The 16,226-nt window shown below is 65.8% G+C and carries 14 protein-coding genes; 10 read left to right on the top strand and 4 right to left on the bottom strand.

What is annotated here, in order from left to right; translation table 11 throughout:
• Window positions 1–328 precede the first annotated feature (328 nt).
• The 7 genes from QMZ05_RS36820 to QMZ05_RS36790 all read left to right on the top strand — a co-directional run bounded on the left by QMZ05_RS36820 (window position 329) and on the right by QMZ05_RS36790 (window position 7,056).
• Entirely contained in the window at window positions 329–1,342 is a 1,014-nt protein-coding gene (locus QMZ05_RS36820; RefSeq protein WP_353705208.1) for an ABC transporter permease, read from the top strand.
• A gap of 3 nt (window positions 1,343–1,345) precedes the next feature.
• Complete coding sequence (locus QMZ05_RS36815) at window positions 1,346–2,245, top strand: ABC transporter permease (protein WP_353705207.1); 900 nt, start codon at window positions 1,346–1,348, stop codon at window positions 2,243–2,245.
• 295 nt (window positions 2,246–2,540) lie between these two features.
• Window positions 2,541–4,259: an ABC transporter ATP-binding protein gene (locus QMZ05_RS36810; RefSeq protein WP_353705206.1), complete on the top strand. Its 1,719-nt coding sequence runs from the start codon at window positions 2,541–2,543 to the stop codon at window positions 4,257–4,259.
• 69 nt (window positions 4,260–4,328) lie between these two features.
• Window positions 4,329–4,508: a DUF4089 domain-containing protein gene (locus tag QMZ05_RS36805; RefSeq protein ID WP_353705205.1), complete on the top strand. Its 180-nt coding sequence runs from the start codon at window positions 4,329–4,331 to the stop codon at window positions 4,506–4,508.
• Between the two features lie 28 nt (window positions 4,509–4,536).
• Window positions 4,537–5,913, top strand: coding sequence for an AtzE family amidohydrolase (locus QMZ05_RS36800; protein ID WP_353705209.1), 1,377 nt, complete (start codon window positions 4,537–4,539; stop codon window positions 5,911–5,913).
• A 1-nt stretch (window position 5,914) separates the two neighbouring features.
• A complete protein-coding gene (hpxZ, locus tag QMZ05_RS36795; protein WP_353705204.1) occupies window positions 5,915–6,307 on the top strand; it encodes an oxalurate catabolism protein HpxZ in 393 nt (130 codons plus the stop codon).
• 17 nt (window positions 6,308–6,324) lie between these two features.
• Window positions 6,325–7,056 (top strand): GntR family transcriptional regulator, encoded by a 732-nt coding sequence (locus tag QMZ05_RS36790; protein ID WP_353705203.1) that lies wholly within the window; start codon window positions 6,325–6,327, stop codon window positions 7,054–7,056.
• Window positions 7,057–7,212: 156 nt separating this feature from the next.
• Here the strand turns inward: QMZ05_RS36790 and atzF are convergent, their stop codons facing one another.
• The gene (atzF, locus tag QMZ05_RS36785; RefSeq protein ID WP_353705202.1) at window positions 7,213–9,000 is read right to left on the bottom strand and encodes an allophanate hydrolase; all 1,788 of its coding nucleotides are present in this window, start codon (window positions 8,998–9,000) and stop codon (window positions 7,213–7,215) included.
• A 236-nt stretch (window positions 9,001–9,236) separates the two neighbouring features.
• On the bottom strand, window positions 9,237–9,761 hold the full coding sequence (locus QMZ05_RS36780; RefSeq protein ID WP_353705201.1) for a MarR family transcriptional regulator: 525 nt from the start codon (window positions 9,759–9,761) through the stop codon (window positions 9,237–9,239).
• Window positions 9,762–9,917: 156 nt separating this feature from the next.
• Between QMZ05_RS36780 and QMZ05_RS36775 the strand changes: the two genes are divergently transcribed.
• Window positions 9,918–11,774 carry a feruloyl-CoA synthase gene (locus tag QMZ05_RS36775; RefSeq protein WP_353705200.1) on the top strand — a complete coding sequence of 619 codons (1,857 nt, stop codon included), beginning with the start codon at window positions 9,918–9,920 and terminating at the stop codon, window positions 11,772–11,774.
• 461 nt (window positions 11,775–12,235) lie between these two features.
• Here the strand turns inward: QMZ05_RS36775 and QMZ05_RS36770 are convergent, their stop codons facing one another.
• On the bottom strand, window positions 12,236–12,760 hold the full coding sequence (locus tag QMZ05_RS36770; protein WP_246667591.1) for a MarR family winged helix-turn-helix transcriptional regulator: 525 nt from the start codon (window positions 12,758–12,760) through the stop codon (window positions 12,236–12,238).
• Between the two features lie 82 nt (window positions 12,761–12,842).
• Here QMZ05_RS36770 and QMZ05_RS36765 point away from each other — a divergent pair, with 82 nt between their 5' ends.
• Window positions 12,843–14,045 carry a cytochrome P450 gene (locus tag QMZ05_RS36765; protein ID WP_353705199.1) on the top strand — a complete coding sequence of 401 codons (1,203 nt, stop codon included), beginning with the start codon at window positions 12,843–12,845 and terminating at the stop codon, window positions 14,043–14,045.
• Window positions 14,046–14,088: 43 nt separating this feature from the next.
• On the top strand, window positions 14,089–15,315 hold the full coding sequence (locus tag QMZ05_RS36760) for an ABC transporter substrate-binding protein (protein ID WP_353705198.1): 1,227 nt from the start codon (window positions 14,089–14,091) through the stop codon (window positions 15,313–15,315).
• Window positions 15,316–15,577: 262 nt separating this feature from the next.
• On the opposite strand, the gene QMZ05_RS36755 is transcribed toward QMZ05_RS36760, so the two are convergent.
• Window positions 15,578–16,024 carry a nuclear transport factor 2 family protein gene (locus QMZ05_RS36755; RefSeq protein WP_353705197.1) on the bottom strand — a complete coding sequence of 149 codons (447 nt, stop codon included), beginning with the start codon at window positions 16,022–16,024 and terminating at the stop codon, window positions 15,578–15,580.
• Window positions 16,025–16,226 lie beyond the last annotated feature (202 nt).

The following is a 16,226-nucleotide window of genomic DNA, read 5'->3' as shown; positions in this document are numbered from 1 at the left end:
ATCATTTGCTGCATCAGGAGCGCATTGTCGGTGCGCTGCATCTGGCCTCTGAGCAAGCGGCACCCCTCTCCCCAACCCTCCCCCGCAAGGGGGGAGGGAGCCCTGCCAGTCCCGTTGCGGCTTCGCATGATGCCGTGTCGGCGCTTCACTCAAGTGAGGTGAGCACTGCTCTCTCATTCCCTCCCCCCTTGCGGGGGAGGGGCAGGGAGAGGGGTAAGCCCAGGCGGCGGTGCTCGTGGCTACCCCGCTCCCCAACCCTCCCCCACAAGGGGGGAGGGAGCCCTACCAGTCCCGTTGTGGCTTTGCATGGTGCCGTTGGGAGCAAGTCATGCTGACCCTGATCGGCAAGCGGCTGCTGTTCGCGATCCCGTCGCTGATCGGGGTCGTGATCGTGACGTTCCTTCTCACACGCGCGCTGCCGGGCGATCCCGCGGCGTATTTCGCCGGACCTGCGGCAACCAAGGAGGCGGTCGACCAGATCAGGAAGAAGCTCGGCTTCGACAAGCCGCTGATCGAGCAGTTCGTCCGCTACACCGGCGATCTCGCCCATGGCGATCTCGGCACCTCGCTGACCACGGGCCAGCCGGTGGCCGCCGAGTTGCGCAACCGCCTGCCGGCATCGGCTGAGCTCACTCTGCTTGGCCTCGTCGTCTCGATCGTGATCGCGATCCCGCTCGGCGTGCTGGCGGCGACGCGGCCGGGCTCCTGGATCGATCATCTCTGCCGCGTCACCACCACGGCCGGCGTATCGCTGCCGGTGTTCTTCACCGGGCTCGTGCTGGTCTATGTGTTCTATTTCCGGCTCGGCTGGGCGCCGGCGCCGCTCGGCCGGCTCGACGTGTTCTACAGCGCGCCGCCGACCGTCACCGGCTTCTATCTGATCGATACGCTGATCGCGCGCGACGTCGAGGCGTTTCGTTCTGCGCTCAGCCAACTGATCCTGCCGGCGGTGACGCTTGCGATCTTCTCGCTGGCGCCGATCGCGCGCATGACGCGCGCCTCGATGCTGGCGGTGCTGGCGTCGGATTTCGTCCGCACCGCGCGCGCCAGCGGCCTGTCGCCGGGCAAGGTGATCGTGACCTACGCCTTCCGCAACGCGATGCTGCCGGTCATCACCACGCTCAGCATGGTGTTCTCCTTCCTGCTCGGGGCCAATGTGTTGGTCGAGAAGGTGTTCGCCTGGCCCGGCATCGGCTCCTACGCGGTCGAGGCGCTGATCGCGTCCGATTTTGCGCCCGTCCAAGGCTTCGTGCTGACCATGGCGGTCATGTACGTGCTGCTCAATCTTCTGATCGATATCCTCTATGGCGTGATCGATCCGCGCGTCCGGCTGGAGGGTTAGGGCATGAGCAGCGTTGCGCCGACCGTCGAACCCGCAGGTCCCGCCCGCACCTCCGGGCTCGCCGCCGTCTTCGAGCAGACGCGCTATGTGCTGGGCGAGAACAAGGTCACCGGCTTTGCCTTCGCGCTGCTGATCCTGATCATGTTCGCCGCGCTGTTCGGTCCGTACGTCGTGCCGTACGATCCGCTCGCTTCCGATACCGCCGCGGCATTGAAACCGCCGTCTACCGCGCACTGGTTCGGCACCGATCAGCTCGGCCGCGACATCTTCAGCCGTGTCATCGTTGCAACCCGGCTCGATACCTTCATCGCGGTGGCCTCCGTCGTGCTGGTGTTCCTGATGGGCGGGCTCGCCGGCATTGCGGCCGGCTATTTCGGCGGCTGGACCGATCGCATCGTCGGCCGCATCGCCGACACCATCATGGCATTTCCGTTGTTCGTGCTGGCGATGGGCATCGTCGCGGCGCTCGGCAATACCGTGCAGAACATCATCATCGCGACCGCGATCGTGAACTTTCCGCTCTATGCCCGTGTCGCGCGCGCGGAAGCCAACGTCCGCCGCAATGCCGGCTTCGTGCAGGCGGCGCGGCTGTCAGGCAATGGCGAGTACCGCATTCTGCTCGGGCACATCCTGCCCAACATCATGCCGATCATGATCGTGCAGATGTCGCTGACCATGGGCTATGCGATCCTCAATGCCGCGGGCCTGTCGTTCATCGGCCTCGGCGTCCGGCCGCCGACCGCGGAGTGGGGCATCATGGTCGCCGAGGGCGCCGGCTTCATGGTGTCCGGCGAATGGTGGATCGCGCTATTCCCCGGCCTTGCGCTGATGATCGCGGTGTTCTGCTTCAACCTGCTCGGCGACGGCCTGCGCGACATCGTCGACCCGCAGCGGAGGACGTGATGACTGGTAAATGCGGGCAGGGAGGCGCAGCGTTTGGAAGTGAGGAGGGCACTGCTCTCACATTCCCTCCCCCCTTGCGGGGGAGGGGCAGGGAGAGGGGTAGCCACCAACTCCGACCTTGCCTGGGGCCACCCCTCTCCCCAACCCTCCCCCGTCGCAAGTCGGGCCTGCCCGACTTGCGCAGTTCAATAATACGCAACCGGGGTGAACCCCGGTTGCGTGGGGGAGGGAGCGTGAGAGCGGTGCCCGCCTTACTTTGCATGGGGTTGTTTTCGATATTTTGTGGGAGGCGCGCATGACCGCGCAGCCATTGCTCGACGTCAGCGACCTCACCGTCGAGTTCTCCACCCGCCGCGGCATCGTGAAAGCCGTGCAGCACGTCAACATCTCCGTCGGCAAGGGTGAGACCGTCGGCATCGTTGGCGAGTCCGGCTCCGGCAAGTCGGTGACATCTTACGCGGTGATGCGCATCCTCGATCGCGCCGGCCGGATCGCCGAGGGCTCGGTGATGTTCTCCGGCATCGACGTCAAGGGGGCGACCGAGAGCCAGATGCGCGACCTGCGCGGCCGCGAAGTCTCGATGATCTTCCAGAATCCGCGCGCCGCGCTCAATCCGATCCGCAAGGTCGGCCACCAGATCGAGGACGTGCTGCGCCAGCATGTGCAGCAGGCCCAGGTCACCGACCGCGGCGAGACTGCGATCGAGGCGCTGGAGCGGGTCAAGATCGCGCGGCCGCGCGAGCGCTATCATGCCTATCCGTTCGAGCTGTCCGGCGGCATGTGCCAGCGCGTCGTGATCGCGCTCGCGCTGGCCTGCAATCCGCAGCTCCTGATCGCCGATGAGCCCACCACCGGCCTCGACGTCACCACCCAGAAGGCGGTGATGGATTTGATCGTCGAATTGACGCGGCGCCGCGCGATGTCGACGATCCTGATCACGCACGATCTCGGCCTCGCCGCCGCCTATTGCGACCGCGTCGTGGTGATGGAGAAAGGCCGCGTGGTCGAGACGGCTCGCTCGGCCGACATCTTCGCCGCACCCCAACACGATTACACGAAGAAGCTGATGCGCGCGACGCCGCGGCTTGGTGTTTCGCTCAGGGATCTGCTGCCGGAGGGGGATGAGGCGCCGACGACGGCCGGGACCGCGGGCGTGCCTGCGCCTGTGGAGCGCGGGCAGCCCCTCCTGTCAGTCGAAAAGCTCGTCAAGGAATACCCCCGCCAGGGCGCAGGCTCGGTGCTCACAAAACTGTTCGGCCGCAAGCCGCCGGTCGAGGAGGAGATCTTCCGCGCCGTCGACGGCATCAGCTTCTCGATCGACCATGGCGAGAGCGTCGGCCTGGTCGGCGAATCCGGCTGCGGCAAGTCGACGACGTCGATGATGGTGATGCGGCTGCTCGACCAGACCTCCGGCCGCATCATGTTCGATGGCGAGGACATTGGCGGCATCATGCCGCAATCCTTCGCGCGGCTGCCGCGGCGCAGCCAGATCCAGATGGTGTTCCAGGATCCGACCGACAGCCTCAATCCGCGCTTCACCGCGGCGCGCGCGATCGCGGACCCGATCATGCAGCTCGGCGATATCAGGGGGCGCGACGCGCTCCGCGACCGCTGCGAGGAGCTCGCGCGGCTGGTCGGTCTGCCGGTCAATCTCCTGGATCGCTTTCCGCACCAGCTGTCCGGCGGCCAGAAGGCCCGCGTCGGCATCGCGCGCGCGATCGCGCTGCACCCGAAGCTCGTTATCCTGGACGAGCCGACCGCGGCGCTCGACGTGTCGGTGCAGGCCGTCGTGCTCAATCTGCTGCAGGACCTCAAGCAGTCGATGGGCATGAGCTATCTGTTCGTGTCGCACGATCTCAACGTGGTGCGCCTGCTGTGTGATCGCGTCATCGTGATGCGTGCCGGCCGCATCGTGGAGCAGGGCACGTCCGAGGACGTCTTGGGCAATCCGCAGGATGCCTATACAAAAGAACTGCTGACGGCGATCCCGCATCCGCCGTTGCCGGTTTCCTGACGCATGATCCGGAAAAGTGGGAACCGGTTTTCCGAATAGATCATGCGCAAAATCGTTATTGGGAGCGAAATGGCCGATCATCTCGACGACTACGTGAATGCCGCCGCCCGTGCGCTGGAGCTGCCGCTGGACGACGCCTGGCGTCCGGCGGTGCGCGCCAATCTCGAGGTCGCGCTGCGGTTGGCGAAACTGGTCGATGACTTCGCGCTGCCCGATGACGCCGCCTCGGCGGCGATCTATTCGGCCTGAGATCGCGATGTCCGAAATTCCCGCGTCCATGTCGGCCGCCGAAATCGCGCAGGCCGTCTCAGCCCGCAAGGTCACGGCCGTTGCAGCGACCGAGGCTGCGCTCGCGCGCATCGCTGTTCACGACAAGGTCCTCAATGCCTTCACCGACGTCACCGCCGATCGCGCGCGTGCGAAGGCGCGTGTGATCGATGCGGAGATCGCAGCGGGAAAATCCGTCGGTCCGCTGGCCGGCGTACCGTTCGCGGTGAAGAACCTGTTCGACGTAGAGGGCCTTTCGACCCGCGCCGGCTCGAAGATCAATCGCGACCTGCCGGCCTCGCCGCGCGATGCCACGCTGATCGAGCGGATGGAAGCGGCCGGTGCCGTGCTGGTCGGCGCGCTCAACATGGGCGAATACGCCTACGACTTCACCGGCGAGAACGCGCATGACGGTCCTTCGCGCAATCCGCATGATCCGGCGCGGATGGCCGGCGGCTCCTCGGGCGGCTCCGGCAGCGCCGTCGGCGGCGCGCTGGTGCCGATCGCGCTCGGCTCCGATACCAACGGCTCGATCCGGGTGCCGTCGTCATTCTGCGGCGTCTTCGGCCTGAAGCCGACCTACGGCCGGCTGTCACGCGCGCGCTCCTTTCCGTTCGTTGCAAGCCTCGATCATCTCGGTCCGTTCGCGCGCAGCGTGACGGATCTCGCCCTCGCCTACGACGTCATGCAGGGGCCCGACACTGACGATCCCGCCTGCGTCGCGCGACCGGTCGAGCCCACGATGCCGCTGCTGGCCGAGGGGATCAACGGGCTACGGATTGCGATCGCAGGCGGCTATTTCCAGCAGAATCTGTTGCCGGAGGCCGTCGAAGCCGTCGCGCGCGTCGCAAAGGCGCTCGGCGCGACGCAGATCGTGGAGCTGCCGGAAGCGGCACGCGCCCGTGCGGCGGCCTTCATCATCACCACGACCGAGGGCGCCGCGCTGCACCTCGATCGGCTGCGCAAGCGTCCGAACGATTTCGATCCGGCGGTGCGCGACCGCTTGTTTGCGGGCGCGATGATCCCGGCGGTTCATGTCGACAAGGCGCAGAAGTTCCGCCGCTGGTATCGCGCCAGGGTGCTGGAGCTGTTCCAGTCGGTCGACGTGATCCTGGCGCCGGCAACCCCGTGCACCGCACCGAAGATCGGTCAGGCCAATTTTATGCTCGATGGGGTCGAGCTCCCGGTGCGTCCCAATATCGGTATCCATACCCAGCCGATCTCCTTCATCGGCCTGCCGGTGGCCGCCGTGCCGGTGCCGCTTGAACTGATGCCGATCGGCGTTCAGATTATTGCCGCCCCCTGGCGCGAGGACATCGCGCTTCGGGTCGCTTATGCACTAGAACGGATGGGCGTCGCGGCCGCGCCGGCGCCAAGAGGATTCTAGTATGGACATCGATCTTCCCGACGTGCTCGCCGAAGTCACCGCCCAGTTCCAGCGATATGAGACGGCGCTGGTCTCGAACGATGTGGCGGTGCTCGACGAGCTGTTCCGCAACGACAGCCGCACGCTGCGCTACGGCATCGGCGAGAACCTTTATGGTTACGCCGAGATCGCGGCGTTCCGCGCCGGGCGGCCGGCGGCCGGGCTGATGCGCAAGATCGATCGCACCGTGATCACGACCTATGGCCGCGACACCGCGATCGCCTCGACGCTGTTCTATCGGGACAGCACTCCGGGTAGGGTGGGACGGCAGATGCAGACGTGGATTCGCTTCCCCGAGGGCTGGAGAATCGTCGCAGCCCATGTCAGCGTCATCGACGAGCCCAAGGGCGTTTGAACAAGAGCGCTTGAGCCATGAGCCTGGACGATCTTCCGACCCGCGCGCAGCAAGCCACTGAACCCGAGCCGGTCGTGCCGCGCGTCGATCGCCCGTCGTCGCTGGTCGACAAGGTCACGCGCGCCGAAGAGCTGCGCCTGCAACTCGCCGATGAGATCGTGCGCGGCACGCTGCCGCCCGGCGCCGGGCTCGATGAGACCGATCTGGCGCGCCGCTTCAACGTTTCGCGCACGCCGGTGCGCGAGGCGCTGCGGCAGCTGGCCGCGAGCGGCCTGATCGATGCCCGCGCCCATCGCGGTGCGGTGGTGGCGCGGCCCTCGCTCGAACGACTCACCGGCATGTTCGAGGCGATGGCGGAGCTGGAAGCGATGTGCGCCGGCCTTGCCGCCGAGCGGATGATTCCGGCGGAGCGCCATGCGCTGGAGGCGATCCACGAGGAGCTGCGGGTCTTGAGCTACACCGGCAATCCCGAGCGCTTCCACGAGGTCAATGAGCGCTTCCACAACGCGATCTATGCCGGCTCGCAGAACGCCTATATCGCCGAGATCACCCTGGCGACGCGGGTGCGGGTGCAGCCGTTCCGCCGCGCCCAGTTCCGCAACCTCGGGCGCCTGGCAAAATCCCACGCCGAGCACGACCGCGTCGTCGTCGCCATCCTGCGCGGCGACAAGACAGGGGCTGCGGCTGCGATGCGCGCCCATATCGAGCAGGTGCGCGGCGAATACGAGACCTACGCGGTGTCGGTGTAGCTCTCGCTCCTCCCGTCATTGCGAGGAGCGAAGCGACGAAGCAATCCATCTGTCCATACACGCGAAGATATGGATTGCTTCGCTTCGCTCGCAATGACGAAGGTGAGATCTTGCTGCCCCGCAAGAGAGGGGCGAGAGAGCCCACCGGCCTAGCGACTACATCTTCGCCCTCTCCGCCATGAACGCCCGCCAGCCGCCATAGGCGGAAATATCCTTCGCGCCGGCGATCGCTGCAGGCTCGACAATAAAGCCCTTGGCCTGCCGTCCGTCGGCGAGCCGGATCGTGCCGATCGAGAGCGGCGGCGGAATCGCGGCGACGAATTTTCCGAACGCGGCGGCCGACATTGCCCAGAGCTCGAGCTTGATCGATGCACCCGCGCCGCCCTCGACACGCAGCATGCCGGGTTTCGGCGGCGTGGTGTCGAGCGCATAGAGCTTGTAGTCCGCTGCGGTGACCGCCTCTTCCAACAGCCGTGCGTCGAGCGCCGTCAGCTCATGATTCAGCGCCATGCTGGAGAGATGCGCGCCGACCACCGCGATCGTGATCTCGTCGGCGCTGGCCTGCGCCGGGACCGCGGCCAGCGGCTGCTGCGGCAGCGCCTTCGCGCCGAGCGCAAGTCCGGTGTCGGCATGAAACACGCGGCCGATGCCGGCAAGCTTCGCATCGCAGCCGGCGGGCGCGAGCAACGTGATGCCGAACGGCGCGCCGTCCGGCCGCATCGCTGCCGGCAGCGCGAGGCCGCAGAGATCGAGCAGGTTGACGAAATTGGTGTAGGTGCCGAGCCGCGAGTTGAGCTCGATCGGGTTGGCCAGCACGTCGGCGGTGGAATAGACCGTCGGGGCGGTCGGCAGCACGATCGCATCGCATTGCGCGAAGGTGCGCGCGGCAACACGGCGCAGCGCCTGCAGGCGATAGAGCGCGGCGAATGTGTCGGCCGCGGTGGGCCGCGCGCCGCCGATGGTGATCTCGCGGGTCACCGGATGGATCGCGTCGGGCGACGATGCCAGCAGGTCGCGGATCACGAGATAGCGCTCGGCGACCCACGGGCCCTCATAGAGCAGCCGCGCCGTCTCGTAGAACGGCTCGAGGTCGGACTCGACGAGTTCGGCGCCGAGCCCCTGCCAGCGCTTGCACGCCTCGCCATAGGCGGTCTCGGCCTCGCGATCGCCGAAGAAGATCAACTGGCCGGACTTGGGAATGCCGAGCTTCAGCTTCGCCGGAAACGCCGCGAGCGGCCCGAGCGGCCTGTCGCGCGAGAACGGATCGGCGTCATCCGGACCGGCCATCACGGCAAGCGCGGCCAATGCGTCATCGACGGTGAGCGAGAACACCGAGATGCAGTCGAGCGTGCGGCAGGCCGGCACCAGCCCGGCGTTCGAGATCAGCCCGAGGCTCGGCTTGAGCCCGACGATGTTGTTGAGCATCGCCGGGACGCGGCCGCTGCCGGCGGTGTCGGTGCCGAGCGAGAGCGGCACGAGGCCCGCCGACACCGCGACCGCGGAGCCCGAGCTCGATCCACCCGGCACCAGATCGTCGCGCACGGGGTTCCTGGGAATGCCGTAGGGCGAGCGCACGCCGACCAGGCCGGTGGCGAACTGGTCGAGATTGGTCTTGCCGATGACGACGGCGCCGGCTGCGCGCAGCCTGGCGACAACAGTGGAGTCCTTCGCCGGCAGATAGGAGAATGCCGGGCAGGCGGCGGTGGTCGGCAGCCCCGCGACATCGATATTGTCCTTCACTGCGACCGGCACGCCATAAAGCGGCAGCGTCGGATCGGTGAGCCGCGCGGCCTCGGCAAGCGCCTCCTGCTCATCGCGCAGGCTGATGAAGATGGCGGGGTCGTTGTGTTCGCGGATGCGCTGGTAGCTGCGCGCCACGGTTTGCGCCGGCGTCATGGTCTCGGTGCGGTGTGCGGCAACGATCGCGGCGGCAGTTTCAGTCACGTGGTTGGCCCGTCTGTTGAGCGACTGGGCATCGGATGCCCGCCGCGAGGGAATTGCAGCCTGATCGAAGCAAGCAATGTGCCATTGTGTACAATCCATCCGCGGGCGCGACGCGACGAATTATTACACAATATCAGTTGTTTGAAATGCTCGCTGGTAGCTGATGCTAGCTGGCTTGCGAGTGTCGATGCCTAATTTTAGAGCAGGCATGACCAAGCCGAAATCCGGCCGCGGGATCAGGTGAAGCAGGCAAGGATCTGCAGCAGTCGCTCGCGGTTTTCCTTGCCGATCTTCTCGGCGACATGCCGCTCGTGCTCGGCGGCGAGCCGCTTGAACCGTGCCAGCGCGGTCTTGCCGCGCGCGGTCAAATGTAGCGCGTGGGAACGGCGGTCGGTGGCGGAGGGGATGCGGCTGACGAAGTCGCGTTCCTCCAGGCTGTCGAGCAGATGCACGAGGCGCGCGCGCTCGATCCCGAGCCGCTTGGCGACCGCCATTTGGCTCAGGCCTGGATTAGCCCCGATCACGGTCATGACCGAATATTGGGTGGGATGGATATCGACGGTTGCCAGCGTCTTGATGAAGTCCTGGAAGATCCAGAGCTGGAAACGTCGCACCGCGTAGCCGGCGTGGCCGACCAGCGCGTCGAGGCCGATGTCGTCGCCGGTGTCGCCGGCATGCGCCCGGCCATTCGCGGCGCGCGCCTGGGGGCGGCCGATTGCCGCTGTTGCCGCCTTGCGCGATGTCTTTTGCTGGCTTGCCATGACTGCGATGCTAGCGCGCTTGAGGCGGGAGGGAAAGATTGTTGTTGACGACAACAATTGATGTCCGCAACATTATCGCCAAAGAGCCCGGCCGGGAGCGCGGCGCCGCACGATGTTGCAGCGCGATCCCGAAAGGACATGGGCGAGGAGGAAGCCATGGCTGCCGTCAGCGCAGACAATCCGAATAGCCTGTTCGCGACGCCTGCCATCGTGGCGGATCGACGTGGCGACGGCAGCATCCTGGTTCGTTCCACCACGCCCTTGAAAGAAAGCACTCGCTGCGTCGGCGACTGGCTGGAGCACTGGGCGCGGCAGGCGCCGGATCGCATCTTCCTCGGCGAGCGCGCGAGCGTCGAAGCGCCCTGGAGCACCGTCGGTTATCGCGACGCGCTCAGGATCGTGCGGCGCGCTGCATCGTGGGTTTTGGCGCAAAGGCTGAGCACCGAGCGCCCGCTCGTCATCCTCTCCGACAACGGCATTGACCACGCGCTGTTCGCGCTCGCCGCCCAGCATGTCGGCGTGCCTTCGGCCGCGATCTCGCCGGCCTATTCGCTGATGTCGAAAGACTTCGACAAGCTGAAGGGCATGATCAGCCTGCTCGATCCCGGTGCGATCTATGTCGCGGGCACAAAGCCGTTTGCAGCGGCGCTTGCCGCGATCAGGCCGCTGCATCGCGCCGTCATCGTCAGCGGCAATCCCGAGGACGCCGACGCGCTGGCATTTCGAGCCATTGCAGCGACACCGGAATCGCCGGACGTGGCAAAAGCCTTCGCCGCGGTGACGCCGGACACGATCGCAAAATTCCTGTTCACCTCCGGCTCAACAGGCACGCCGAAGGCCGTGATCAACACCCAGCGCATGCTGACCTCGAGCCAGCAGGCCAAGGCGCAGACCTGGACGTTCCTCGAGCGCGCTGGCGAAGAGCTGATCATTCTGGACTGGCTGCCCTGGAGCCACACCTTCGGCGCCAACCACAATTTCAACCTGGTGCTACGCAACGGCGGCACGCTCTATATCGACGGAGGTAAGCCGGCGCCCGGCCTGTTCGCGACCTCGCTCGCCAATCTGCGCAGCGTGGTGCCGACGGTCTACTTCAACGTGCCACGCGGCTTCGACATGCTGATCGCGGCGCTTCGCACCGACGAGAAGTTGCGCCGCAAATTCTTCGAAGGCACCAAATTCGCCTTCTATGCCGGCGCGGCATTGCCGCAGAATCTGTGGGATGCGCTGGAGGAATTGTCGCTGCAGACGGTCGGCCGCAAGCTGCCGATGGTGTCGGCCTGGGGTTCGACCGAGACCTCGCCGCTGGCGACCGACTGCCACTTCCTTGCAAAACGATCCGGCAATATCGGCGTGCCGATCCCGGGTACCGAGCTCAAGCTCGTGCCGTCGGGCGACAAGCTCGAGGTGCGCGTGCGTGGGCCCAATGTCACGCCGGGCTATTGGAAGGCGCCCGAACTCACCGCCGAGGCCTTCGACGACGAAGGCTTCTACAAGATCGGCGATGCCGTCACCTTCGCCGATCCTGACCGGCCGGATCTCGGCCTGTTCTTCGACGGCCGGGTGGCGGAGGATTTCAAACTCAATTCCGGCACCTGGGTCAGCGTCGGCACCTTGCGCGTCGCCGGCATCGCGGCGCTGGCACCGCTCGCGCAGGATATCGTCGTGACCGGCCACGGCCGCGATGAGGTGCGGTTCCTGGTGTTTCCAAACCATGCCGCCTGCCGTTCGCTCGCGGAACTGCCCGAGAGTGCCGACCCACGCGAAGTGATCAGTCATCCGGCGGTCCGATCCGCGATCGGGCAGGGGTTGGCAAAGCTGAAGGCGCAAGGCGGTCATTCCTCCGGCCATGCCACCCGCGCGCTGCTGCTCGCCGAGCCCGCCTCGGTCGACGGCGGCGAGATCACCGACAAGGGCTACATCAACCAGCGCGCCGTGCTGACGCGCCGCGCCGCAGCAGTGATGGTGCTGGAGGACGACGCGTCGTCCGACCCGGTCGCCTGCGGCGAGTGAGGGCACGGCGAAGCAGGCTCGAGTGAGGAGGGCACTCGCGGAAGGGTTCCCTCCCCCCTTGCGGGAGAGGGTTAGGGAGAGGGGTGCCGCACGACGTGCGCTATCCTTATTCGTGTCACGTCAACGCACGTTGCGAGGGCGATGGACACATCGATCGTCTCGCCCGGGGCCTACCCCTCTCCCCAACCCTCCCCCGCAAGGGGGGAGGGAGCCTGACCAGTGTGCTCACCTGACCCGAGCGAGATGTTACAAGTCTTGGCATGGGACCTGACGCCGCACCTCATCACCTTTTTAGTTGCCAGGGCAACTAAATTGTGCGAGTTTCGGCTCCCATAAGGACAGGGCCGGTCAACGGCTACGCGTTTGGGAGGATAATGTTGCGCAGCAGCGCGCGAGCAGCACGCATGGAAGACCGGGCGAATACCGCGGTGGCACCAGGCGCCACCGGCGGCGCTGTGCGGTCAGGTCGTGCTTTGCCCGGTCACGGCGCCGAGATTTTCGTGCAGCCGGCGCAGCAGGTCGATCAGCACCTCGCGCTCGTCCTTCTTCAGGCACGACAGCAGCCGCCGCTCCCGTTCCAGCGCCGCGACGATCACCTTGTCGTGGACGGCGCGGCCGCGCGCGGTCAGGGTGATCGAATGGGTGCGGCCGTCGTCGGGCGCGGTCCGGATCGTCAACAGGCCGCGCTTCTGCAGCGCCGCGAGGTTGCGGCTGACCGGCCCCTTGTCGAAGCCGATCACCTGGCAGATCCGGGAGGCGGGAATGCCCGGCTCGATCGCCAGTTGCGAGATGATTCGCCACTCGGTGACGTTGACGCCGAAATTCTTCTGGTAAAATGCGGTGGCGCTGTTCGACAGCTTGTTGCCGATGAAAGTGATGAACGCCGGCACATAGCGATTGAGATCCAGCAGCGGGCCATCGGTGGCATCTGCGGGATCGGCCGGTCTCGGCCGGCGGGGCTTTCGGGGGAGGGGCTGGCTGCTCATTTCTCAAATCATCGCTGCGAAACTGTTCGGGAGCAAGTGACATGCGGCCCGTGTTGACAAGATCAAACCTCGGGAGGTCCCGATGACTGCAACAGACGATGCGTCCGTCCCGCATCTGGACGTCGATCCGTTCGCGCTCGACTTCTTCGCCGATCCATTCCCGACCCATGAGCGGCTGCGCGAGGCCGGGCCGGTGGTTTATCTGGACAAGTGGAATGTCTATGGGGTGGCGCGCTACGCCGAGGTGTACGCCGTCCTGAACGATCCCGCCACGTTCTGCTCCAGCCGCGGCGTCGGCCTCAGCGACTTTTCCAAGGAAAAGCCGTGGCGGCCGCCGAGCCTGATCCTGGAGGCCGACCCGCCCGCCCACACCCGCACCCGCACGGTGCTGAGCTCGGTGCTGTCGGCGACCGTGATGAAGCAGCTCCGCGGGCGATTTGCCGCCGCCGCGGAGGCCCGGGTGGATGCACTGCTGGACAAGCGCAGGTTCGATGCGATCGAGGACCTTGCGGAAGCCTATCCGCTCTCGATCTTCCCGGACGCGCTTGGCCTGAAGCCGGAGGGCCGTGAGCATCTGCTGCCTTACGCCAGCCTGGTGTTCAACGCCTTCGGGCCGCCGAACGAACTGCGCAAGCAGGCGATCGAGCGCTCCGCGCCGCACCAGGCCTATATTGCCGAGCAGTGTCAGCGCGACAACCTCACCCCGGGCGGCATCGGCGCCTGCATCCACGCCCATGTCGACAGCGGCGCCATCACCGAGACCGAGGCGCCGCTCCTGGTGCGCTCGCTGCTGTCGGCCGGTCTCGACACCACCGTCAACGGCATCGGCGCCGCGGTCTACTGCCTCGCCCGCTTCCCCGACCAGTTCGAGAAGCTGCGCGCTGATCCGACCTTGGCGCGCAACGCGTTCGAGGAAGCGGTGCGGTTTGAAAGTCCGGTTCAGACTTTCTTCCGCACCACGACCCGCGACGTCGAGCTCAACGGGGCTGGCATCCCCGAGGGCGAGAAGGTGCTGATGTTCCTCGCTGCGGCCAATCGCGATCCGCGTCGCTGGGAGGCGCCCGATAGCTACGACATCACGCGCCGCACCTCGGGCCATGTCGGCTACGGTTCGGGCATCCATATGTGCGTCGGCCAGCTCGTCGCCCGCCTCGAAGGCGAGGTGATGATGGCGGCGCTGGCGCGTCGTGTCGCCAGGATCGAAATGACAGGTGAACCGAAGCGCCTGTTCAACAACACGCTGCGCGGGCTCGAGAGGCTGCCGGTCGAAATCACGCCGGCCTGACGAAATTCGCTGGCTGCGGAATGACGCAAAGGGAGGGGATAGGATGAGGGGCTTTGGGGTTGGGCGATTTAGGATTGGACTTGCGCTGGCATTGGCTTGCGCCGCGGGCAGCGCACGCGCGGAGATTTCCGGCGACGTCGTGCGCGTCGGCGTGCTGAACGACATTTCCGGCATCTTCCAGGACACCAACGGCATGGGCTCGGTGGAAGCCGCGCGGATGGCCGCGGAAGATTTCAATGGTGGCGGCAAGGGCATCAAGGTCGAGATCGTCTATGCCGATCACCAGAACAAGGCCGACGTGGGATCTGCGATCGCGCGCAAATGGCTCGATGTCGAAGGCGTCGACGCCATCGTCGACGTGCCGAATTCGGCCGTCGGCCTCGCCATCAACACCGTGCTGCGCGATAGCAGGATGACGTTCCTGGCGTCGTCGACCGCAAGCTCCGATCTCACCGGCAAGGCCTGCTCGCCGAACACCATTCAATGGGTCAACGATGCCTGGGCGACCGGCAACACCACTGCGGCCGCGATGATGCAGCGTGGTGGCAAGGACTGGTATTTTGTCACGGTCGACTATGCACTCGGCAAAGGCATTGAAGCTGAAGCGACGAACTACGTCGAGAAGCACGGCGGCAAGGTCTTGGGATCAAGCAAGCACCCGCTCGGCACGTCGGACTTTGCGTCCTTCCTGCTGCAGGCACAAAGCTCGAAAGCCAAAGTGATCGGCCTCGCCAATGCCGGCGGCGACACCATCAACGCGGTGAAGCAGGCGGCCGAGTTCGGCATCCAGCAGGGCGGCCAGACCATGGTGGCGTTCCTGCTGTTCGTGAACGACGTCCACGGCATGGGCCTGAAGGTCGCGCAGGGCCTGCAGCTGCTGGAAGCCTTCTACTGGGATATGAACGACGACACCCGCGCGTTCGCAAAACGTTTCGCCGCGCGTCCCGGCATGAACGGCAAGATGCCGAGCGGCAACCAGGCCGGTGTCTATGCTTCCACGCTAGCCTACCTCAACGCCGTCGCCGCCACCGGCAGCGACGATGCCAAGGTGGTGGTGCCGCAAATGAAGACCTTCAAGGGCAAGGACAAGCTGTTCGGCGACACCACGATCCGCCAGGACGGCCGCGTCATCCACCCGATGTATCTGTTCGAGGTGAAGAAGCCGGAGGAGTCGAAGTACCCCTACGATTATTACAAGCTGATCGCGACCATTCCGGCTGAGCAAGCGTTCCGGCCGTTGGCCGACGGCGGATGCTCGCTGGTGAAGTGAGGTTGTTGGTGAAGCGAGCTCTTCGCCGCGCACTCATCCTCCCCTGGAGGGGGAGGATCGGTTCGCATGAAAATGCGAACCGAGGTGGGGTGAAGGTCTCTCCGTTGAATCGGTGCCCGAGTTGAGAGATCACCCCACCCCGGATCGCACGTCGCTGCGCTCGTTGCGATCCGACCCTCTCCCTCCGGGGGAGGGTGAAAGGTGGGGGCTCACTCTGGGGATGGGGCGGCAGCACCCGCTGCTGCGTGCATCACCGAAGACACTATTTCGCCGGAGGCGCCTTGGGGAAGGCCGACACCATCCGGATCTTCCAGTTTCCGCCCTGGCTGACATACGCCGCGGTCCAGCGGCCGATCACGTCTAGCGGCTCGCCCTTCGGGTTCTTGCCGGTGATGTGATACTCGCCGACCGCGAGAGCCGTATCGGTGCCCAGCGGCAGGGCCTCGTCCACCGTTATTTCATTGTGGTTGAAGCCGGCCTTGAAGAAGCCCTCGTAGGTCTGGGCAATGTCGGTGTGCGTCCCCGTCGCATTGACGACCAGGCCGTCGGGCGCATAGAGCGCGGCGATTCCGGCACCATTCTGCTTGTTGAAGTTGTCGGCGTAGGCCGCCGCGACCTTTTCGACCTGTTGCTTCAGACTTTCGTCGCCGGCGGTTGCGGCGGCAGGCATCGCGAGTAGCGCAATGAACAGATATAAGGCGGAAGACATTCGCATTGTATTCCCCTCCTTGAAATCATCGTTGAGTATCTGTCTCGGTCAGCCGGGACCGTGATGGTGTAGCACACCAATTTTCGAGGAGAGCTGCCGGCTCGCCGCGATCCGGCAATGGCCCTGACTAAGAGGAGGTAGCTCCACCGGCCGAGCCGTAGAGCTTAGCGCGCCTTGTACTGGTGACAGGACAAGGGTTAGC

Source organism: Bradyrhizobium sp. INPA03-11B, from assembly GCF_040446015.1.
GTDB classification, from domain to species: Bacteria; Pseudomonadota; Alphaproteobacteria; order Rhizobiales; family Xanthobacteraceae; genus Bradyrhizobium; species Bradyrhizobium macuxiense_A.
Note: the sequence above shows the minus strand (reverse complement) of the source record. Positions and strands in the feature narration are given on the sequence as shown.

Coding starts and splice junctions, on each gene's coding strand:
- QMZ05_RS36820 (WP_353705208.1), top strand. CDS start 329: ATGCTGACCCTGATCGGCAAGCGGCTGCTGTTCGCGATCCCGTCGCTG.
- QMZ05_RS36815 (WP_353705207.1), top strand. CDS start 1,346: ATGAGCAGCGTTGCGCCGACCGTCGAACCCGCAGGTCCCGCCCGCACC.
- QMZ05_RS36810 (WP_353705206.1), top strand. CDS start 2,541: ATGACCGCGCAGCCATTGCTCGACGTCAGCGACCTCACCGTCGAGTTC.
- QMZ05_RS36805 (WP_353705205.1), top strand. CDS start 4,329: ATGGCCGATCATCTCGACGACTACGTGAATGCCGCCGCCCGTGCGCTG.
- QMZ05_RS36800 (WP_353705209.1), top strand. CDS start 4,537: ATGTCGGCCGCCGAAATCGCGCAGGCCGTCTCAGCCCGCAAGGTCACG.
- hpxZ (WP_353705204.1), top strand. CDS start 5,915: ATGGACATCGATCTTCCCGACGTGCTCGCCGAAGTCACCGCCCAGTTC.
- QMZ05_RS36790 (WP_353705203.1), top strand. CDS start 6,325: ATGAGCCTGGACGATCTTCCGACCCGCGCGCAGCAAGCCACTGAACCC.
- QMZ05_RS36780 (WP_353705201.1), bottom strand. CDS start 9,761: ATGGCAAGCCAGCAAAAGACATCGCGCAAGGCGGCAACAGCGGCAATC.
- QMZ05_RS36775 (WP_353705200.1), top strand. CDS start 9,918: ATGGCTGCCGTCAGCGCAGACAATCCGAATAGCCTGTTCGCGACGCCT.
- QMZ05_RS36770 (WP_246667591.1), bottom strand. CDS start 12,760: ATGAGCAGCCAGCCCCTCCCCCGAAAGCCCCGCCGGCCGAGACCGGCC.
- QMZ05_RS36765 (WP_353705199.1), top strand. CDS start 12,843: ATGACTGCAACAGACGATGCGTCCGTCCCGCATCTGGACGTCGATCCG.
- QMZ05_RS36760 (WP_353705198.1), top strand. CDS start 14,089: ATGAGGGGCTTTGGGGTTGGGCGATTTAGGATTGGACTTGCGCTGGCA.
- QMZ05_RS36755 (WP_353705197.1), bottom strand. CDS start 16,024: ATGTCTTCCGCCTTATATCTGTTCATTGCGCTACTCGCGATGCCTGCC.